This window comes from Sphaerotilus natans, assembly GCF_900156335.1.
Classification (GTDB): domain Bacteria; phylum Pseudomonadota; class Gammaproteobacteria; order Burkholderiales; family Burkholderiaceae_C; genus Sphaerotilus; species Sphaerotilus natans.
In genome coordinates this window covers 122,484-141,220 of sequence record NZ_FTMZ01000008.1, presented here as the reverse complement: position 1 = coordinate 141,220, position 18,737 = coordinate 122,484, and the positions used below count along the sequence as shown (strand labels likewise).

The following is an 18,737-nucleotide window of genomic DNA, read 5'->3' as shown; positions in this document are numbered from 1 at the left end:
GCTCTGGGTTCAGAGCACCGCGTTGTGGAACACGTCCTGCACGTCGTCCAGATCCTCGATGACGTCGAGCAGCTTCTGCATGCGCGCGGCGTCGTCGCCAGCCAGCTCGACCGGGTTGTCGGCGCGCATCGTGACCTCGGCGATCTCGGCGCTCAGGCCGGCGGCCGTCAGCGCGTCGCGCACCGCCTCGAAGTCGGCCGGCGCGGTCAGCACCTCGATCGAGCCGTCATCGCCGACGACCACATCGTCGGCGCCGGCCTCCAGCGCGACTTCCATCACCTTGTCCTCGCTGGTGCCGGGCGCAAAGACGATCTGGCCGCAGTGCTTGAACTGGAAGGCCACCGAGCCTTCGGTGCCCAGGTTGCCGCCGTACTTGCTGAAGGCGTGGCGCACCTCGGCCACCGTGCGCACGCGGTTGTCGGTCATCGTGTCGACGATGATGGCCGCGCCGCCGATGCCGTAGCCCTCGTAGCGGATTTCCTCGTAGGTCACGCCGTCGAGGTTGCCGGTGGCCTTGTCGACGTTGCGCTTGATGTTGTCGGCCGGCATGTTGGCCGCCTTGGCCTTCTCGATGGCCAGGCGCAGGCGCGGATTCATCGCGATGTCGCCGCCGCCCTCGCGGGCCGCGACGATGATCTCGCGGGTGATGCGGGTCCAGACCTTGCCGCGCTTCTCGTCCTGACGACCCTTGCGGTGCTGGATGTTCGCCCACTTGGAATGACCGGCCATGGATGGATGCTCCTGTAACTGTTGTTCAGCTGAGTTCGGTGGGGCGCCATTCTACTTTTCGGCGGCAGGCCGGCCACCGATCCACTGACACCGCCCGGACGACCGTTCGCGCCACCGGATCACCGTTCGTCGCATCGCGGCTGCGCGGCGGCGCCGGACCGCGAACCATGACGCCATCGTCAACGCTTTCCGGGAGATGTCCTCCATGTCGCGCCGCCATCTGTTCCTGTTCCTTGCCGCCATCAAGCTCGGCGTGCTGGTCGCCATGACCGCACCGGCCGCTTCGGCCCTGTCGACCGACGGGATGCCGGCCAGCCCGCGGGTCGTCGCCACCGCAGCGACCCCGGCGACAGACTTCGACCAGGCCGCGGCCATCTTCGGCCGCGCCCGCGACGGCGACCACGCCGCCATCGCGCCGGCGCTGGCGCAGTTCACCGCGCTGCTGCAGGCCCGACCCGACGACCCGCTGCTGCTGGCCTATGCCGGTGCGGCCACCGCGATGCAGGCGCGCGCCACCTGGATGCCGTGGAAGAAGATGGGCCACGCCGAGGACGGTCTGGCGATGATCGACCGGGCGCTGGCGCGTCTGACGCCGGCACACGCCACCGAGCTGCACCGCGGCGTGCCGGTGGCGCTGGAGACGCGGCTGACCGCCGCCGGCACCTTCCTGGCGCTGCCGGCGATGTTCCACCGCGGCGAGCGTGGCCGGCGCCTGCTCGAGCAGGTGCAGCGCGACCCGGCGCTGGCGGCCACGCCGGCGGCCTTCCGCGAAGCGGTGCAGCGCCTGGCCGCGAAGGAGGCCGCATGAACGCCCTGAAGACCCCGCCGGTGATCGAGCTGCAGGGCGTGCACAAGACCTACCGGCTCGGCGCGCACACGGTGCCGGCGCTGCGCGGCGTCGACCTGGCGGTGCGACCGGGCGAGCTGGTGGCGCTGACCGGCCCGTCGGGCAGCGGCAAGAGCACGATCCTGAACCTCGCCGGCCTGATCGACATGCCCGACGCCGGCACGGTGCGGCTGCGCGGCCAGGCCGTCGACGCCCGCGACGAGGCCGCCGCGACGGCACTGCGCCGCGACGCCATCGGCTTCATCTTCCAGGGCTTCAACCTGGTGCCGGTGATGACGGTGGCTGACAACGTCGATTACCCGCTGTTCCTGGCCGGCGTGACCGCCGTGGAGCGGCGTGCACGCGTCGCCGCGGCGCTCGACGCGGTGGGCCTGCGCGAGCACGCCGGCCACCGGCCGGATGCGCTCTCCGGCGGCCAGCGCCAGCGGGTGGCCATCGCCCGCGCGCTGGTCAAGCGCCCGGGGCTGGTCATCGCCGACGAGCCGACCGCCAGCCTGGACTCGGCCACAGCCACGCAGATGCTCGACCTGATGCGCGAGCTCGGCCACCGGGACGGTGCCGCCTTCCTGATCGCCACCCACGACGAGCGGCTGACGCGCCGCTGCGACCGCGTCATCGCGCTGCGCGACGGCGTGATCGCCCCTGCCGACCTGGAGATGTCCGCATGAACGCCCAGATGCCCGCCCGGATGAATGCCCTGCTCGCCTGGGCGCGCTTCGCGTGGCTCAACACGCGGCGCAACCGGCGCCGCTCGCTGGTCACCGTGGCGATCGCCGCGCTCGGCACCGCGGCGATCCTGCTGGCCGGCGGCTTCGCGCTCTCGACCTACCAGGGCCTGGCCGAGGCCTCGGCGCGCACCACCGGCCACCTGGTGCTGGCGCACGCGGCGCAGTTCGACGGCTTCGAGGACACGCCGCTGCAGCACGGCCTGACGAACGCCGAGGCGCTGCGCCAGCGGCTGCTGTCCGACCCGGCGGTGCGCCAGGTGCTGCCGCGCGTCGAGTTCGGCGGCCTGATCAGCAACGGCGACAAGTCGGTGATCATGATGGGCGTCGGCATCGAGCCGGACGCCGAGTTCGCGGTCAAGGGCCCCTTCCTGACGGTGGAGGCCGGGCGCGAGCTGGCCGGCACCGAGCGCGGCGCGGTGATGCTCGGCGCCGGGCTGGCGCGCAACCTCAAGGCGCAGCCGGGCGCGTCGCTGACGCTCCTGGCCGGCACGACCGAGGGCGCGATGAACGCGCTCGACGTCACGGTGGCCGGCATCGTCTCCACCGGCGTGCCCGAGATCGACCAGCGCCTGGTCTACACCGACGTCGCCACCGCGCAGCGCCTGCTGGTGACCGACCGGGTGTCGAGCCTGGGCGTCTTCCTGGACCGCATGGAGGCGACGCTGCCGGCGCGCGCGCGGCTCGGCGCGGCCCTGCCCGACCTGGCGCTGCGCACCTGGGAGGAGCAGGCGCCCTTCTACCGCAGCGTGCGCGCGCTCTACAACCGCATCTTCGGCGCGCTCGGGCTGATCATCGGCGTGATCGTGGTCGTGGTGGTCGCCAACGCGATGGCGATGTCGGTGATCGAGCGCACCCGCGAGATCGGCACGCTGCGCGCGCTGGGCACCCGGCCGGGCCAGCTGCTGCAGACGCTGGCGATGGAGGGGCTGCTGCTGGGCGCCGCCGGCGGCGCGATCGGCGCGGCGATCACGGGGGCGGTGTCGGTGGCGCTGCAGGTCTTCCCGGTGATGATGCCGCCGCCGCCCGGCCGCTCGACCGGCTATCCCCTGCTGATCACGCTGGACGCCGGGCTGATGCTGGCCACGCTCGGCCTGGTGACGACGCTGGTGGCGCTGGCCTCCGCCGGGGTCGCACGACGCACAGTGCGGCTGCCGGTGGTCGCCGCGCTGGGCCATGTCTGAGGAACATCGATCATGAAACCGATGCTGCCGCTGCTGCCGCTGCTGGTCACGCTGACCGCCCTCGCCGCGCCCGCTCGGGCCGCGGATCCCGCGCCGGACGTCGCGCGCCTGCTCGCCGACGCCGACCGCTTCCGCATGGTCGACGACGACCTCGTCGTCGAGACGCGCGTCACCACCACCTCGCCCGACAAGGAGCGGCTCTACACCGTCTACGCGCAGAGCGGCCGGCGCTCGCTGGTCGTCATGCGCTCGCCGGCCGAGCAGGGCCAGAAGGTGCTGATGCTCGGCGACGACTTCTGGCTCTTGATGCCCGGCACGCAGCGGCCGATGCGCATCACGCCGATGCAGAAGCTGCTGGGCGACGCCTCGACCGGCGACATCGCCACGCTGCGCTGGTCGCAGGACTATGCCGCGACCCTGGTCGGCGCCGAGCCCTGCGCCGAGGATGCCGCGCCATCGGCCCCGGCCGCCTGCTGGCACCTGAGCCTGGCGGCGCAGCGCAAGGGCACCAGCTACGCGCGCATCGAGCTGTGGCTCGGCCGCACGCACCACGAGCCGGTGCGCGCCGACCTGTACGTGCAGTCGGACAAGCGGGCCAAGCAGGCGCGCTTCCTCACCGACCGGCCCGAGCGGCCGACCCGCATCGACGCGATGGAGCTGATCGACGCGCTCGGCCACGGCCGGCGCACCCGCATCGAGTACCTCTCGCGCCAGGCGCGCCGCGTGCCCGAATCCTGGCTGAACCCGATGGCGCTGGTGCGCAACCCGACGCTGGAGTGAGCGCGATGACACCGATCTGGACCGTGACCCTGCTGGCGACGGCCATCGCCGCGGCACCCGGGGCCCGCGCCGACGAGGCGACCCGCTTCGCGCTCTCGGGCGAGCTGCGGCTGGCGCGCGAGTTCCAGCAGGCCGCCACCACCGACGCCAGGACGGCGGCCCAGCTCCAGCTGCGCGCCGACGCGCGACGCGCACTCGACGCGCAGACCGGCCTGGGCCTGCATCTGGACGCCCAGACCGCGCTGCAACGCCGCGACGGCGACGCGCAGACCGCCACGCCGGGCCGCGTCAACGAGCTCTACGCCCACCTGGATCTGGCCGACTGGCAGCTCGCCGCCGGCCGGCGCATCGTCGCCTGGGATGTCGGCCAGGCCTTCCGGCCCAATGACGTGGTGCAGCGCGAGGAGCGCCGCCCGCTGCTGCCGACCACGCCGCAGGGCCGAGCGGTGCTGCAGGCCGAGCGGGTCGATGCCGACAGCGCCACCAGCCTCGTCGCCGTCGAGCCGCAGGGCGAGGCGGCCGAGCGCACGCTGGCGTGGCGCCATTTCCACCGCCTGGGCACGCTCGATGCCCATCTGCACGCCGACTGGCGCCAGGACCGTCACGCCGGCCTGGGCGCCGCGCTGGCCTGGGTCGCCAGCGACGCGGTCGAGCTGCACGCCTCGACGCGCTGGCAGCCGCACCTCGCCCGTCACCAGACGCTGGCGGGCTGGAGCTGGACCGGCGGCCCGGACCTGACGCTGCTGGCCGAGGCCTGGCATGACGGTGCGGCTGCGCGCCGCGCCGCGCAGCGCAATCTCTACCTGCGCGCCAGCCTGAAGGACGGCGCCTGGGAGCCCTCGCTCGATCTGCTGTGGCAGCCGCGCGACGGCGGGCGCAGCCTGGGCGCGGGCCTGCGCTGGAGCGGCGACCGCTGGCGCGTCGAGGCCGCCTGGCGCCGGCTCGGCGGCCCGCAGACGGCGGCGATGCGCCAGGGCCCGCTGCGCCAGAACGGCGCCATCGCGGCGACACTGGCGTTCTGATGACAAGCCCCCAAGCCCTGCCCACGCCCCAGCCACTGCACCACGGCATGGCGCGCCGCGCGCTGTGGACCGTCGGCGCCTGCGTGCTGATCGCCGTCTTCCTGCACACCCTGCTCGGCGACGCGCTGGGCGTCTCGCTGGTGTATTCGCTCTCGATCGGCCTGAGCTGCTGGGCGCTGATCGACGTCGGCCGGGGGCTGGCGGTGCGCTGGCGCCTGGCGCGCGACCCTGGCGACGTGCCGGCCACGCAGGGCTGGCCGGGCTGGGGCTGGATGAGTGCGCTGATCGGGATCGGCACCGTGCTGGGCTTTCGCGGCGGCTCGCGCCTGGGGGCCTGGCTGAGCGGCCAGCCGATGCTGCACCACGGCCCGCTGCAGCACGACGGCTTCGCGCCGATGATGCTGGTCACGCTGACCGTCGGCCTGTTGCTGACCATCGTCCAGTCGCTGCAGAGCCGCCGGCTGCTGGCCGAGGCCGAAGCCGAAGCGGTGCGTCGCCTGGCCGCCGAGACGCGCCTGAAGCTGCTGGAAAGCCAGCTCGAACCGCACATGCTGTTCAACACCCTGGCCAATCTGCGGGTGCTGATCGACCTGGACCCGCCGCGCGCGGGCGTGATGCTCGACCACCTGATCGACTTCCTGCGCGCCACGCTGCAGGGCTCGCGGGTGGCCGAGCATGCGCTGACCGACGAGTTCGCCCGGCTGCGCGACTATCTGGCGCTGATGCAGGTGCGCATGGGCGAGCGGCTGGAGAGCCGCTTCGAGCTGCCCCCTGAGCTGGCCGCGCTGCCGGTGCCGGCGCTGCTGCTGCAGCCGCTGGTGGAGAACGCGATCCGCCACGGCCTGGAGCCCAGCGTCGACGGTGGCCGGCTGACGGTGCGCGCCGAGCACTGCGGCGAGCGGCTGCGCCTGACGGTGCATGACACCGGCGTCGGCCTGGGCCCGACGCCCCCGGCCAGCGCCCTGCCGCCAGGCACCGGCTTCGGCCTCGACCAGGTGCGCGAGCGGCTGCGCACGCTGCACGGCGATCAGGCGCAGCTCACGCTGCAGGCGGCGCCGGACGGCACGCTGGCCTGCGTCGAGCTGCCGCTGCCCGCCGCCTTTTCAACCTCGAACGAAGGAGAACCGGCCCGATGAATCCTGACCTGGACGCCAGCGCGCTGATCGCCGAGGACGAGCCGCTGCTGGCCGCGCACCTGCGCCACGCGCTGCAGCAGGCGTGGCCGGCGCTGCGCATCGTCGGCATGGCGACCCACGGCACGCAGGCCCTGGAGCGCACGCTGGCGCTGCGGCCACAGATCGTCTTTCTCGACATCCGCATGCCGGGGCTGGACGGGCTGGAGGTCGCCCGCGCGCTGGTCGAGGACTGGCCGGATGCCGACGCGGCCGGCTTCCCGCTGCTGGTCTTCGTGACCGCCTATGACCAGCATGCGGTGCAGGCCTTCGAGCTGCAGGCAGCCGACTACCTGCTCAAGCCGGTGCAGCCGGCGCGGCTCGCCAGCAGCCTGGCGCGGCTGCAGGCGCGGCTGCAGGCGCAGCAGGAGCGCCGACCGGACGACACGCCACCGCTCGACGATCTGGTGGGAAGGCTGCAGCAGCTGATGCAGGCCGCCGAGCCGGCCGCGCGGCGTCCGTCCGAACGGCTGGAGGTGATCGCCGCGCAGCACGGCGCAGTCACCGAGATGGTGCCGGTCGACGAGGTCATCTACTTCGAGGCCGCCGACAAGTACCTGCGGGTGGTCACCGCCCGGCGCGAGCACCTGATCCGGCTGTCGCTGCGCGAGCTGCTCGGCCAGCTGGATGAGCAGCGCTTCTGGCAGGTCCACCGCGGCACGGTGGTGCAGGCGCGCTGCATCGCCCGTGCGGTGCGCGACGAGCAGGGCCGCACCACGCTGGAGCTGCGCGAGCGGCCCGAGCGGCTGGCGGTCAGCCGGGTGTTCGCGGCGCGCTTCCGGGGGCTGTGAGCCTCACTCAGCCCAGCATCTGCAGCAGCGTGCGCGCCACCACCTTCGTCGCGCGGCGCAGGTCGTCGAGCACCAGATGCTCGTCGGCACGCTTGGCGTTGGACTCGCGCACGGTGCGCGGCCCGGCGCCGTAGATCACCGCCGGAATGCCGTGGGCGCAGTACAGCCGCACGTCGGTGTAGAGCGGCGTGCCCGACACGGGAATCGCCTCGCCGAAGACCTCGGCGCCGTGGCGGCAGATCGCCTCGACCAGCGGCCGGTTGCCCGGCAGCGGCTGCAGCGCCTGGGCCAGCAGCAGCCGGCGGATGTCGACGCTCACCCCCGGCCGGCTGGCGGCGGCCTCGGTGATGAGGCGGCGGATCTCGGCCTCGACCTGCACCGGATCTTCCTCGGGGATCATGCGGCGATCGATCTTCATCACCACCTTGCCGGGCACGACATTGGTGTTGGTGCCGCCCTGGATCCAGCCGACGTTGATGTAGGGATGGTTGATGCCCGGCACCTGCGAGCGGATCTCGGCGCGGTAGCGCGCGTTCTCGCCATAGAGCGCGTTCATGATCGCCACCGCCCCCTGCAGCGCATCGACGCCGCTGTCGGGAATCGCGGCGTGGGCCATGACGCCGTGCACCGTCACCTCCAGCTGCAGGCAGCCGTTGTGCGCGGTGATGACCTCGTGGCCGAAGCCGGCGGCGATCAGGTAGTCGGGCTCCGTCAGGCCCTGTTCAAGCAGCCAGCCGGGGCCGAGCTCGCCGCCAAATTCCTCGTCGTAGGTGAAGTGCAGCTCGACGCCGCCCTTCAGGGGCGCGCCCTCGGCCCGCAGCGCCTCCAGCGCACGGGTGGCGAAGGTGAAGGTGGCGAAGTCGCTCTTGCTGACCGCCGCCGCGCGGCCGTAGAGCCGGCCGTCGACGATCTCGCCGCCGTAGGGGTCGTGCGTCCAGCCCTCGCCGGGCGGCACCACGTCGCCGTGCGCGTTGAGCGCGATGACCGGGCCGCCGGCGTCATAGGCGCGGCGCACGATCAGGTTGGTGATCGACGCCAGCCCGTAGTCGCGCACTTCCTGCTCGGGGACCGCGTGCTTTTCCGCGTCGAAGCCGAAGCCGGCGAGCAGCTCGGCGGTGCGCTCGGCGTGCGGGGCGTTGTTGCCGGGCGGCGTGTCGGTGGGCACCTGCACCAGCTTCTGCAGGAAGGTGACCTCCTCGTCGAAGTGCGCGTCGATCCAGGCGTCGAGCCGGGCGAAACGGTCAGGGGTCGGGGTCATGCGGCGGGCTCCGTGTTCAGTTGTTCGAGCACATCGGCGAAGGCGCGCACCGCCAGCTCGATGTCCTCGTTCGTGCTCGATTCGAGCGGGTTGTGGCTGATGCCGGCGTTCAGGCCGCGCACGAACAGCATCGCCTGCGGCATCCGCTCATGCAGCTTCATCGCGTCGTGGCCGGCGCCGCTGGGCAGATGCTGCACCGGCAGGCCGAGGGCCGCCACCGCCCGCTCCCAGCGTGCCTGCCAGGCCGGATCGCTCGGCGCCGCCGCGGCACGCATCGTCTCGTCGAGCGCCACGGACACGCCGCGCCGCTGGCAGATCGCCGCCAGCTCGGTGCGCACGTCGTGCAGGCAGGCGTCGCGCGCGGCGTCGGTGGTGGCGCGAATGTCGAGGCTGAAGCGGCAACGGCCGGGAACGACATTGATCGAGCCGCCGGGCACCTCCACGATGCCCACCGTGCCGACCACGTCGGGCACGGCCGCCGCGCGCCGCTCGACGAACAGCGCGAGTTCCGCCACTGCCAGCGCGGCGTCACGCCGGCGGTTCATCGGCGTGGTGCCGGCGTGGCTGGCCATGCCGGTGACCTCGCCCAGGAAGCGCACGCTGCCGTTGATCGAGGTGACCACGCCCAGCGGCAGGTCCACCTCGGCCAGCACCGGCCCCTGCTCGATGTGGACCTCCACGAAGCCGAGGTAGCGCGCCGGGTCACGCGCCAGCGCGGCAATGTCGTCCACACACAGCCCGGCGTGCTGCATCGCCGCGCGCATCGTCACGCCGTCGGCGTCCACCTGGTCGAGCCAGGCCGGATCGAACTGCCCGACCAGCGCGCTCGAGCCCAGGAAGGTCGCCTTGTAGCGCTGGCCTTCTTCTTCCGCGAAGCCGACCACCTCGATGCCGAAGGGCAGCCGGCGACCGGCGCGGTGCAGCTCGGCCACCGCGGCCATCGGCACCAGGATGCCCAGGCGGCCGTCGTACTTGCCGGCGTTGCGCACGGTGTCGTAGTGGCTGCCGGTGAGCAGGCGCGGCGCGGCGCGGTCCAGCCCGTGATAGACGCCGACGACATTGCCGACCGCGTCGATCGCTACCTCGTCGAAGCTGCAGTCCTGGCGCATCCACCGCGCCAGCTGCTGCGCGCAGGCGCGGTGCGCGTCGGTCAGGTAGGTGACGGTCAGCTCACCGCGCTCGGCATAGCCGGGGTCGCTGTGCTGCGCGAGCTGCTCGGCCCAGTCCCACACCCGATTGCCGAGCTCGGGCGACACGCCGAACTTGTCGTTCAGGCGGATCTCGGCGATGCGGTGGATGTTGCGCAGGCATTCCTCGCGCTCGAAGTCGACCGGGTTGCCCAGGCGGCGCGCGAAGGTGGCGATGATCTCGTGCCGCCCCAGCCCCAGGCCACGCGGCCCGCGCACCGCCAGGATGAAGGGGAAGCCGAACTTGGCGTTGTAGTCGGCGTTGAGCTGATGCAGCCGGGCGAACTCCTCGGGCGTGCAGTCGGTCAGGCCCGCCTTGCCCTGCTCGTTCGTCGATTCGGCGGTCAGCGTCTTCGACACCATCGCCTTGCCGGCCAGCTCCGGGTGGGCGCGGATCAGCGCGAGCTGCGGGCCCTGCCCCGCGTCGCGCACGACGCAGACCAGCGCGTGCTTCAGCCCGGCCAGACTGGTGAAGGGGCGCAGCGCGGCGGCGCGCTCAGCGATCCAGGGCGAGTGCTCGTAGGTGCCGTCCAGCAGGGCCACGAACTCGGCGGGCGTGGCGGCGTTGAGCTGTTCGATGGTCAGCGGGGTCGTCAGCGGCATGGCGTTCATTCCCAGACGAAGGCGGTGGCGGCGTCGAACGGATGCGTCTGCTGCCAGTGGCGGGCGATGTCGATGCGGCGGCAGACCCAGACGCGCTCATGCGACTGCACATGGTCGAGAAAGCGCTGCAGCGCGCGCATCCGCCCGGGGCGGCCGAGCAGCCGGCAGTGCATGCCGATCGACATCATCGACGGGCGCTCGTCGCCCTCGGCGTAGTGCACGTCGAAGGCATCGCGCAGGTACTGGAAGAACTCGTCGCCGTGGCTGTAGCCCTGCGGCAGCGCGAAGCGCATGTCGTTGCAGTCCAGCGTGTAGGGCACGACCAGATGCGGGGCCAGCGCACCGTCGGTCTTTCTGACCTGCAGCCAGAACGGCAGGTCGTCGCCGTAGTAGTCGCTGTCGTAGGCGAAGCCGCCGTGGTCAGCCACCAGGCGGCGGGTGTTGGGGCTGTCGCGGCCGGTGTACCAGCCGGCTGCGCGCTCGCCGGTCAGCCGCTCGATGATCGCCATCGCCTCGGCCAGGTGGGCGCGCTCGGTGGCCTCGTCGATGTTCTGGTAATGGATCCACTTCAGGCCGTGGCAGGCGATCTCGTGGCCGAGCTCGCGGAAGGCCGCCGTCACCTCGGGCGCACGCTCGAGCGCCGTCGACACGCCGAAGATGGTCAGCGGCAGGCCCCGGCGCTCGAACTCGCGCAGGATGCGCCAGACGCCGACACGGCTGCCGTACTCGTAGATGCCCTCCATGCTCAGGTGGCGCGCCGCAAACGCAGGCGGGTTGAACATCTCCGACAGGAACTGCTCGCTGCCGGCGTCGCCGTGCAGCACCGAGTTCTCGCCGCCCTCCTCGAAATTGAGGACAAACTGGACCGCGACACGGGCCTGGCATGGCCATTGCGCGTGAGGCGGGTTGCGGCCGTGGCCGCGCAGGTCGCGGGGATAGCGGGCAGGCAACGAATCGGTCATGGCATCGGCTCGCGGCAGGATGAGAGGCAGGAGGAGAAGATTGACGTGTATCTCGAAGTGTATACACTTTCCCCCATCCTGCAATTTCTTCGCAGCCCCGTCCACCCCAACATGAAAGGGAACCCATGGGACGCCTCAGCACCCATGTGCTCGACACGATACACGGCGGCCCGGCGGCCGGCATGGCGGTGCGCCTGGAACGCCTCGGCGACCAGGGCACCGAGCTGGTGCATTCGATCGTGCTCAACGACGACGGCCGCAACCCGGACGGCCCGCTGCTGGGGCCGGGCCCCTTGCAGACCGGCCGTTACCGGCTGACCTTCTCGGTCGCCAGCTATTTCCGTGCCCGCGGCGTCGTGCTGCCCGAGCCGGCCTTCCTGGACGAGGTGCCGATCGAATTCGGCATCGCCGAGCCCGATGGCCACTACCATGTGCCGCTGCTGGTCAGCCCCTGGGCCTACTCGACCTACCGAGGCTCCTGAGCGATGGACATCGCCTATCTCTTCGACTGGCTCAACCTGCTGCTGCGCTGGGCCCATGTCATCACGGCTGTCGCCTGGATCGGCGCATCCTTCTATTTCGTGATGCTGGACAACAGCCTCTCTCCGCCCACCCATGAGGACCTGAAGAAGAAGGGGGTCGACGGCGAGATGTGGGCGGTGCACGGCGGCGGCTTCTACCACTCCAACAAATACATGGTGGCGCCGCGCTGGCTGCCGCTGCCGCAGAACCTGCACTGGTCCTACTGGGAAAGCTATTCCACCTGGCTGACCGGCTTCGGGCTGTTCACCACGCTCTATCTCTACAACGCCGGCACCTTCCTGGTGGACAAGACGGTGTTCGACTGGACGCCAGGCGCGGCCATCGGCGCGGCGCTGGGTTTCCTGGCGGCGTTCTGGCTGATCTACGACGGCATCTGCCGCACGCTCGGCCAGCGAAAGAACGGCGACATCGTCGTCGGCGCCTGTGTCTTTGTCTTCGTGGTGTTCGCGTCCTGGCTGGCCTGCCAGCTGTTCGCGGGCCGTGCGGCCTTCCTGCTGGTCGGCGCGATGCTGGCCACCGCGATGAGCGCCAACGTGTTCTTCTGGATCATCCCCGGCCAGCGCAAGGTGGTGGCCTCGCTGCGTGCCGGCGAGACGCCCGACCCGGTCCACGGCAAACGCGGCAAGCAGCGCAGCGTGCACAACACCTATTTCACGCTGCCGGTGCTGATCGCGATGATCTCCAACCACTACGGCTGGCTCTACCAGGGCGAGCACAACTGGCTGGTGCTGGTGCTGCTGATGCTGGCCGGTGCCTTGATCCGCCACAGCTTCGTCGCGCGCCACAAGGCGCATGTGCTGGGCAAGCGCACACCGTGGGAACACGCCGTCGTCGGCACGCTGGTGCTGCTGGGCCTGGCGATCTGGCTGGCCCCGCCGCCGCCGAGTGCCGCCGCGCAGGCCGCGGCCGCCAAGCCGGTCGCCTTCGCCGAGGTCAAGGCGGTCATCGACCAGCGCTGCACGATGTGCCACAACGCGCAGCTGCAGAACAAGAATGTCGCGCTGCACACGCCGGAGCTGATCCAGCAGCACGCGCAGGCGGTCTACCAGCAGGCCGTGGTGCTGAAGCTGATGCCGATGAACAACGCCACCCAGATCACCGAGGACGAGCGTGCGCTGATCAAGCGCTGGTTCGAGGCCGGCGCGCCCACCGCGCCCTGAACCGCCGTGCCTGACCACTACCAGGTCCTGGGTCTGGCGCGCCACGCCGAGGCCGCCGTCGTCAAGGCGGCCTACCGGGCGCTGGTGTCGCTCTACCACCCGGACCGCAATCCGGCCCCGGACGCGATCGAGCGGATCCAGCGCATCAACATCGCTCACGATGTGCTCTCGGACCCGGCCCGCCGGCTCGCCTATGACGCCACGCTGGCCGACGCGCCGCCCCCGCCCCCGACCGCGGCAGACACGGACGCCGGCCCCGGCACGATCGCCGAACGCTGGCTGATCGCCGCGAACTTCTTCCCGGAGATCGTCCTGCACCATGCCCGGCTGGAACGGCTGTCGGCGCATCTGGCCGACGAGTTCCAGCGGCACCTGCTCCAGCGCCAGCAGTACGCCGACGCGGCAGCGATCGCCGATCGGCTGCGCGTCGAGTTTCTCGGCCGCCACTTCGGCACCGACGAGGCCGTGCTCGCCTACGCGGAGCAGTTGCTGCTGGCGCGGGAGGTCGAGGCGGTGCGCTTCGTCAGCCAGATCGTCTCGGTGCTCGGGCGCAGCGTCAGCGCCGACAGCGTGCGCGAGAAGATCGCGCAGCGCTTCCCCCGCACGGTCGACAGTCTGCGCAAGCGCGCCCTGTACGCCCGCATCGCGCACCCGAGCGACGGCCCGCCCGACCGGCAGGCCCTGCATGAACTGGTGAGCCTGTGCGGCGGCGTCGTGCAGCGCCCGCTGCTGCGCGCCGGCGGCACGCTGCTGCTCGGCATGCATGATCTGAAGTTCGAGAACGACGAAGAGCTGCGCCAGCTCGTTGCACATCGTCTGGCCGCCGAATTCGGTTGAAGACGATGTCCAATGCCAGCCTCGTCCCCGCCACCGAACGCCCCGAGACGCCATGATCTTCGCCGACCCCGCCGCGCTGCTGCGCCAGCTCTTCGATGCCGCCGTCGCCAGCGCCCAGCCCGCGCTGTGCGTGCCGCCGCACCTGCCCGATCCGGCCAGCGTGCGCGGCCGTCTGATCGTCATCGGTGCCGGCAAGGCCTCGGCGGCGATGGCGCAGGCGGTGGAACAGCACTGGCCGGGGCCGCTGGCCGGGCTGGTCGTCACCCGCTACGGCTACGGCGCGCCGTGCGAGCGCATCGAGATCGTCGAGGCCGCGCATCCGGTGCCCGACGCCGCCGGGCTGGCCGCGGCGCAGCGGCTGCTCGCGCTGCCCGAGGAGCTGGCGATCACCGCCGACGATCTGGTGCTGTGCCTGATCTCCGGCGGCGGCTCGGCGCTGCTGCCGCTGCCCGCGGGCGATCTGACGCTGGAGGACAAGCAGGCGATCAACCGCGCGCTGCTGGCCTCGGGCGCGACCATCGCGGAGATGAACACCGTGCGCCGGCACCTGTCGGCGATCAAGGGCGGGCGGCTGGCCGCCGCCTTCCATCCGGCGCGCATGCTCACGCTGCTGCTGTCGGACGTGCCCGGCGACGATCCGGTCGACATCGCCTCCGGCCCGACGGTGGCCGACCCGAGCACCTGCGCCGACGCGCTCGAGATCGTGCGCCGCCATGCGATCGCGTTGCCCGAGGCGGCGCGCCGGCTGCTCGAATCGGGCGCGGGCGAATCGGTCAAGCCCGGGGACGCGCGCCTGGCAGCCAACGCGGTGCGCATGATCGCCACGCCGCAGATGGCGCTGGAGGCCGCGGCCCGCGTCGCGCAGGCGGCCGGCGTGACCGCGCACATCCTGGGCGACGCGATCGAGGGCGAGGCCCGCGAGGTCGGCCGGGTGCTGGCCGGGCTGGCGCGGCAGGTCAGCCAGCGCGGTCAGCCCTTCGCCACGCCCTGCGTGCTGCTGTCGGGCGGCGAGACCACGGTGACGCTGCGCGGCCAAGGGCGCGGCGGGCGCAATGTGGAATGCCTGCTCGCCTTCGGCCTGGCGCTGGGCGAGGACACGCGGGTGCACGCGCTGATGGCCGACACCGACGGCGTCGACGGCCGCGAGGAGATCGCCGGCGCGCTGTGGACGCCCGGCACGATCGCACGCGCCGCGGCCGCCGGCCTGAAGCCCCGCGCGCACCTCGACGACAACGACGGCCACGGCTTCTTCCAGGCGCTCGGCCAGTCGCTTGTCACCGGCCCGACCCGTACGAACGTGAACGACTTTCGGGCGATTCTGGTGGTCTGAGCCACTCCAGCGCCGCAGGAAACACCAGATCGGGTCAAGTCTCCCCCCGTGGGCGCCGAAATCGGCAGTCATGTCGATTGACCGCCCTTGGGCCGGAGAACACATCATGACCCGATCGAATCCTGTCCTGCCGCGCCTGCTGCCTGTGCTGCTGGGCGCCTTGCTGATCAGTGGCACCGCTCAGGCCGGTGAAGCGGCATCCGCGCCCGCACCGGTCTCGCCCGCCAAGGCAGCGGCCAAGGCGGCTGCGCAGGCCGCCGCCCAGAAGGAAGCGGCCAAGCCTGAGACTGCACCCGCCAAGGAAGCCCCGGCAGCCGCACCCACCGCACCCACCGCACCCACCGCACCCGCCGCACCGGCGCGTGTCAGCGACGAGGAGCTGCGCCAGCGGCTGGAGGCCCGCATCGCCGCGGTCCGTGCCGCCCAGGCCGAGCACAAGCCTGCCGCGCGCAAGCCGGCGCATGTGCACAAAGCGGCGGCGGTCGGCGCTGGCGCCGTCGCGGTGGCCGCCCATGCCGCCGCAGGCCACGGCAGCGGCCACGCCGCACCGCACTGGTCCTATGGCGGCGACGGCGGTCCGGCCGAGTGGGGCAAGCTGCAGTCCGAGTTCTCGCTGTGCGGCAGCGGCAAGCGCCAGAGCCCGATCGACATCCGCGGTGGCGTCAAGGTCGATCTCGAGCCGATCCGCTTCGACTACCGGCCCACCGGCTTCAACGTGATCGACAACGGCCACACCGTGCAGGCCAACCTGGGCGGCGGCAACTCGATCGAGGTCGCCGGCCGACGCTACGAGCTGGTGCAGTTCCACTTCCACCGCCCGTCGGAGGAGCGCATCAACGGCCGCCAGTTCGAGATGGTCGCCCACCTGGTGCACAAGGATCCGGAAGGCCGCCTGGCGGTGGTCGCCGTGCTGATGGACCAGGGCAAGCAGCATCCGATGGTCCAGCTGGTCTGGAACAGCCTGCCGCTGGAGAAGAAGGAAGAGACGATGTCGCCGGTGCCGATCGACATGAACCTGATGCTGCCGGAGGACCGCCGCTACTACACCTACATGGGCTCGCTGACCACGCCGCCCTGCAGCGAGGGCGTGCTGTGGCTGGTGCTCAAGCAGCCCGCACAGCTGTCGGCCGAACAGCTGGCGGTGTTCGCCAAGCTCTACCCGATGAACGCCCGCCCGATCCAGCAGGCCAGCGGCCGCATGATCAAGGAATCGAACTGAGCGGACACGCGACGGTGCCGAGGCTGATAGGCTCGGCACCGTTGTTCGTTTCCAGAGGTCGAATCCCATCATGTTCACCGGCATCGTCCAGGCCGTCGCCACCGTGGCGGCTCTCTCCGACCGCCCTGGCCTGCGCAGCTTCACGCTGCAGTTCCCGCCCGGCTTTCTCGCCGGCCAGGAGATCGGCGCCAGCGTCGCCTGCGACGGCACCTGCCTGACCGTCGTCCAGCACCATGACGGCGACCGCGCCGACTTCGACGTGATGCAGCAGAGCCTGGCGCTCACCACGCTGGGCACGCTGCAGGTCGGCAGCCGCATCAACGTCGAGCGCGCCGCGCGCGACGGCGTCGAGATCGGCGGCCACCCGCTCTCCGGCCACGTCGACTTCCAGGCCACGCTGGTCGAGGTGCGCCACCCCGAGAACAACCATGTGCTGCGCATCCAGGTGCCGCCGCAGTGGATGCGCTACATCTTCTCGAAGGGCTACATCGCCATCAACGGCGCCAGCCTGACCATCGCCGAGGTCGACCGCGAGGCCGGCTGCTTCGAGGTCTGGCTGATCCCGGAGACGCTGCGCCAGACCACCTTCGGCGACAAGCGCCCCGGCGACGCGCTCAACATCGAGATCGAGCGCCAGACCCAGGTGATGGTCGACACCGTGCGCGCGGCGGTCGACGAGCGGCTGGGCAGCATGCTGCCGGCGCTGAAGGCGCTGCTGCGCGAACGCGGCATGGAGATCGACGCATGAACACCGCCCCGAAGACCGTCCCGACCGACGCGCAGGCCGTCGCCGACACCGTCGAGTGGCTGGAGAAGGCCGTCATCGGCCTGAACCTGTGCCCCTTCGCCAAGGCGGTGCATGTCAAGCAGCAGATCCGCTACCACGTCAGCCACGCCACCGACGCCGAGGGCCTGCTGCAGGAGCTGGTGAGCGAGCTGGAACTGCTGGCCGAGGCTGCGCCCGAGAAGATCGAGACGACGCTGCTGATCCATCCGCAGGCCCTCACCGACTTCATGGACTTCAACGACTTCCTCGAGGTCGCCGACGCGGTGGTGGAGGAGCTGCAGCTCGACGGCATCCTGCAGGTCGCCAGCTTCCACCCCGACTACCAGTTCGACGAGACGCACGCCGACGACATCGAGAACTTCAGCAACCGCTCGCCCTGGCCGACGCTGCACCTGATCCGCGAGGCCAGCATCGACGCGGCGGTCGAGGCCTTCCCCGACGCCGCCGACATCTACGAGCGCAACATCGAGACGCTGCAGCGGCTCGGCCACGCCGGCTGGAAGAAGCTGTTCACCGCCTGATACCATTGGGTTCCACGCGAATCGGGGTCCGCACCTGTGAAAGAATCATGGCGCTGGCGTGCCCTGTTCTTTCATTTGTGACATGAATCAAGCTGCTGCAGCCTGCATTCGTGTTGCGATCTGACGGACAAGCCCCGCCTTTCATCGGGCTTCACAGCCGAGATTCAAGGCGATGATGTGAATTGTCGACAGAATTGACGGCAATCCTCGCTATGCTCGGGCTTGTCGGCCGTCGAAGAATCGGGCTATTCGCAGGCTCGTCGCGTGAGCCCGAAGGCCGGACCGGTTCCGGCCACATCTGAAAAATCAGGACACGACGGAATCGGGGGCACCCGATTCACAGCAGCTGGCGTGCTCGCTAGACTGCGCCCACTTTTCGATCACCCGATCGGAAGCCCACGCAACTCAGGCAAGGAGACCCCCCAGATGAATGCACGGACTGTCCGCTCTGTCGCTCTTCACACGACGCTCTGCACGCTGCTCATGAGCGGTGCAGGCCTGACGATGGCGGCCCCGGAACCGGCCGCGAGCGATGAAGGGGATCGTCCTGCGCTGCTGTCGGTCTCCACGCTCACCAGCACCACGACCGCAGCGGTCGCCGCGGTCGCCGCGGTGGCCGAGGCGGCCTCCGCGCCGGTCAGCGCCGCGGTCAGTGCGGTCAGCGCCGTCACCACGGCCATCGCCGAGCCGGTGCAGCGCATCCGCAGCGCCGCGGCCAGCACCACGGCCCGGGTCACCGGCCAGCCGCACCAGACCGGCGCGGCCTCCTACTACTCTGACAAGTTCCATGGCCGCAAGACGGCCAGCGGCGAGACCTTCGACAACGGCGAGCTGACGATGGCGCACCGCACGCTGCCGCTGGGCACGCTGGTGAAGGTGACAAATCTGGCCAACAACACCAGCGTGGTGGTGCGGGTCAACGACCGCGGCCCCTACTCCGGCGGCCGGGTCGCCGACCTGTCGCGGGCCGCGGCCGAGAAGCTCAAGATGATCCAGCGCGGCATCGTCGACGTGGCGCTGCACATCGTGCCGCCGGGCGCGGCCGACAAGGACGGCAGCCCCAAGCGCGGCAGCAACTGA

At 71.3% G+C, this 18,737-nt stretch carries 19 protein-coding genes; 15 read left to right on the top strand and 4 right to left on the bottom strand.

The features are described from left to right. Positions 1-9 precede the first annotated feature (9 nt). On the bottom strand, positions 10-729 hold the full coding sequence (locus tag BW996_RS09575) for a YebC/PmpR family DNA-binding transcriptional regulator (RefSeq protein WP_037478932.1): 720 nt from the start codon (positions 727-729) through the stop codon (positions 10-12). A 205-nt stretch (positions 730-934) separates the two neighbouring features. On the opposite strand from BW996_RS09575, the gene BW996_RS09570 reads away from it, so the two are divergent. From BW996_RS09570 to BW996_RS09540, 7 genes are read left to right on the top strand one after another with little or no spacing between them, the layout of a single operon-like run. Continuing rightward, positions 935-1,537 (top strand): hypothetical protein, encoded by a 603-nt coding sequence (locus BW996_RS09570; RefSeq protein WP_037478930.1) that lies wholly within the window; start codon positions 935-937, stop codon positions 1,535-1,537. Continuing rightward, positions 1,534-2,244, top strand: coding sequence for an ABC transporter ATP-binding protein (locus tag BW996_RS09565; RefSeq protein WP_206539494.1), 711 nt, complete (start codon positions 1,534-1,536; stop codon positions 2,242-2,244). Before BW996_RS09570 ends, BW996_RS09565 begins: the two co-directional genes overlap by 4 nt. Continuing rightward, a complete protein-coding gene (locus tag BW996_RS09560) occupies positions 2,241-3,485 on the top strand; it encodes an ABC transporter permease (protein ID WP_206539493.1) in 1,245 nt (414 codons plus the stop codon). The genes BW996_RS09565 and BW996_RS09560 overlap by 4 nt, the downstream gene beginning before the upstream one ends. A gap of 12 nt (positions 3,486-3,497) precedes the next feature. Next, on the top strand, positions 3,498-4,265 hold the full coding sequence (locus BW996_RS09555; RefSeq protein WP_206539492.1) for an outer membrane lipoprotein-sorting protein: 768 nt from the start codon (positions 3,498-3,500) through the stop codon (positions 4,263-4,265). A gap of 5 nt (positions 4,266-4,270) precedes the next feature. Continuing rightward, positions 4,271-5,287 carry a hypothetical protein gene (locus BW996_RS09550; protein ID WP_076458858.1) on the top strand — a complete coding sequence of 339 codons (1,017 nt, stop codon included), beginning with the start codon at positions 4,271-4,273 and terminating at the stop codon, positions 5,285-5,287. Continuing rightward, positions 5,287-6,423: a sensor histidine kinase gene (locus BW996_RS09545; RefSeq protein WP_139330821.1), complete on the top strand. Its 1,137-nt coding sequence runs from the start codon at positions 5,287-5,289 to the stop codon at positions 6,421-6,423. Before BW996_RS09550 ends, BW996_RS09545 begins: the two co-directional genes overlap by 1 nt. Further along, complete coding sequence (locus BW996_RS09540) at positions 6,420-7,250, top strand: LytR/AlgR family response regulator transcription factor (RefSeq protein ID WP_241461836.1); 831 nt, start codon at positions 6,420-6,422, stop codon at positions 7,248-7,250. The genes BW996_RS09545 and BW996_RS09540 overlap by 4 nt, the downstream gene beginning before the upstream one ends. 7 nt (positions 7,251-7,257) lie before the next feature. Here the strand turns inward: BW996_RS09540 and BW996_RS09535 are convergent, their stop codons facing one another. Genes BW996_RS09535 through puuE form a run of 3 tightly spaced genes read right to left on the bottom strand, consistent with a single transcriptional unit; the run spans position 7,258 to position 11,260 of the window. Further along, positions 7,258-8,508, bottom strand: coding sequence for a M20/M25/M40 family metallo-hydrolase (locus tag BW996_RS09535; protein WP_037478922.1), 1,251 nt, complete (start codon positions 8,506-8,508; stop codon positions 7,258-7,260). Then, the gene (gene uraD, locus BW996_RS09530; protein ID WP_037478920.1) at positions 8,505-10,298 is read right to left on the bottom strand and encodes a 2-oxo-4-hydroxy-4-carboxy-5-ureidoimidazoline decarboxylase; all 1,794 of its coding nucleotides are present in this window, start codon (positions 10,296-10,298) and stop codon (positions 8,505-8,507) included. The genes BW996_RS09535 and uraD overlap by 4 nt, the downstream gene beginning before the upstream one ends. 5 nt (positions 10,299-10,303) lie before the next feature. Beyond that, positions 10,304-11,260, bottom strand: coding sequence for an allantoinase PuuE (gene puuE / locus BW996_RS09525; protein WP_037478917.1), 957 nt, complete (start codon positions 11,258-11,260; stop codon positions 10,304-10,306). Between the two features lie 125 nt (positions 11,261-11,385). Between puuE and uraH the strand changes: the two genes are divergently transcribed. From uraH to BW996_RS09485, 8 genes are all read left to right on the top strand, one after another. Then, the gene (uraH, locus tag BW996_RS09520) at positions 11,386-11,742 is read left to right on the top strand and encodes a hydroxyisourate hydrolase (protein ID WP_037478915.1); all 357 of its coding nucleotides are present in this window, start codon (positions 11,386-11,388) and stop codon (positions 11,740-11,742) included. 3 nt (positions 11,743-11,745) lie between these two features. Then, complete coding sequence (locus tag BW996_RS09515; protein ID WP_037478913.1) at positions 11,746-12,963, top strand: urate hydroxylase PuuD; 1,218 nt, start codon at positions 11,746-11,748, stop codon at positions 12,961-12,963. A 6-nt stretch (positions 12,964-12,969) separates the two neighbouring features. After that, positions 12,970-13,800, top strand: coding sequence for a J domain-containing protein (locus tag BW996_RS09510; protein ID WP_051631634.1), 831 nt, complete (start codon positions 12,970-12,972; stop codon positions 13,798-13,800). 52 nt (positions 13,801-13,852) lie between these two features. Then, positions 13,853-15,130, top strand: coding sequence for a glycerate kinase type-2 family protein (locus BW996_RS09505; protein ID WP_037478911.1), 1,278 nt, complete (start codon positions 13,853-13,855; stop codon positions 15,128-15,130). Between the two features lie 106 nt (positions 15,131-15,236). After that, complete coding sequence (locus BW996_RS09500) at positions 15,237-16,349, top strand: carbonic anhydrase (RefSeq protein WP_037478909.1); 1,113 nt, start codon at positions 15,237-15,239, stop codon at positions 16,347-16,349. Positions 16,350-16,419: 70 nt separating this feature from the next. Next, positions 16,420-17,097 carry a riboflavin synthase gene (locus tag BW996_RS09495; RefSeq protein ID WP_037478907.1) on the top strand — a complete coding sequence of 226 codons (678 nt, stop codon included), beginning with the start codon at positions 16,420-16,422 and terminating at the stop codon, positions 17,095-17,097. After that, positions 17,094-17,657, top strand: coding sequence for a DUF1415 domain-containing protein (locus BW996_RS09490; protein WP_037478905.1), 564 nt, complete (start codon positions 17,094-17,096; stop codon positions 17,655-17,657). Before BW996_RS09495 ends, BW996_RS09490 begins: the two co-directional genes overlap by 4 nt. 483 nt (positions 17,658-18,140) lie before the next feature. Further along, on the top strand, positions 18,141-18,737 hold the full coding sequence (locus BW996_RS09485) for a septal ring lytic transglycosylase RlpA family protein (protein ID WP_245801911.1): 597 nt from the start codon (positions 18,141-18,143) through the stop codon (positions 18,735-18,737).

Bases quoted from the DNA above. Each gene is read 5' to 3' on its own strand.
- BW996_RS09575 (WP_037478932.1), bottom strand. From the start codon at position 729: ATGGCCGGTCATTCCAAGTGGGCGAACATCCAGCACCGCAAGGGTCGT.
- BW996_RS09570 (WP_037478930.1), top strand. From the start codon at position 935: ATGTCGCGCCGCCATCTGTTCCTGTTCCTTGCCGCCATCAAGCTCGGC.
- BW996_RS09565 (WP_206539494.1), top strand. From the start codon at position 1,534: ATGAACGCCCTGAAGACCCCGCCGGTGATCGAGCTGCAGGGCGTGCAC.
- BW996_RS09560 (WP_206539493.1), top strand. From the start codon at position 2,241: ATGAACGCCCAGATGCCCGCCCGGATGAATGCCCTGCTCGCCTGGGCG.
- BW996_RS09555 (WP_206539492.1), top strand. From the start codon at position 3,498: ATGAAACCGATGCTGCCGCTGCTGCCGCTGCTGGTCACGCTGACCGCC.
- BW996_RS09550 (WP_076458858.1), top strand. From the start codon at position 4,271: ATGACACCGATCTGGACCGTGACCCTGCTGGCGACGGCCATCGCCGCG.
- BW996_RS09545 (WP_139330821.1), top strand. From the start codon at position 5,287: ATGACAAGCCCCCAAGCCCTGCCCACGCCCCAGCCACTGCACCACGGC.
- BW996_RS09540 (WP_241461836.1), top strand. From the start codon at position 6,420: ATGAATCCTGACCTGGACGCCAGCGCGCTGATCGCCGAGGACGAGCCG.
- BW996_RS09535 (WP_037478922.1), bottom strand. From the start codon at position 8,508: ATGACCCCGACCCCTGACCGTTTCGCCCGGCTCGACGCCTGGATCGAC.
- uraD (WP_037478920.1), bottom strand. From the start codon at position 10,298: ATGCCGCTGACGACCCCGCTGACCATCGAACAGCTCAACGCCGCCACG.
- puuE (WP_037478917.1), bottom strand. From the start codon at position 11,260: ATGACCGATTCGTTGCCTGCCCGCTATCCCCGCGACCTGCGCGGCCAC.
- uraH (WP_037478915.1), top strand. From the start codon at position 11,386: ATGGGACGCCTCAGCACCCATGTGCTCGACACGATACACGGCGGCCCG.
- BW996_RS09515 (WP_037478913.1), top strand. From the start codon at position 11,746: ATGGACATCGCCTATCTCTTCGACTGGCTCAACCTGCTGCTGCGCTGG.
- BW996_RS09505 (WP_037478911.1), top strand. From the start codon at position 13,853: ATGATCTTCGCCGACCCCGCCGCGCTGCTGCGCCAGCTCTTCGATGCC.
- BW996_RS09500 (WP_037478909.1), top strand. From the start codon at position 15,237: ATGACCCGATCGAATCCTGTCCTGCCGCGCCTGCTGCCTGTGCTGCTG.
- BW996_RS09495 (WP_037478907.1), top strand. From the start codon at position 16,420: ATGTTCACCGGCATCGTCCAGGCCGTCGCCACCGTGGCGGCTCTCTCC.
- BW996_RS09490 (WP_037478905.1), top strand. From the start codon at position 17,094: ATGAACACCGCCCCGAAGACCGTCCCGACCGACGCGCAGGCCGTCGCC.
- BW996_RS09485 (WP_245801911.1), top strand. From the start codon at position 18,141: ATGAGCGGTGCAGGCCTGACGATGGCGGCCCCGGAACCGGCCGCGAGC.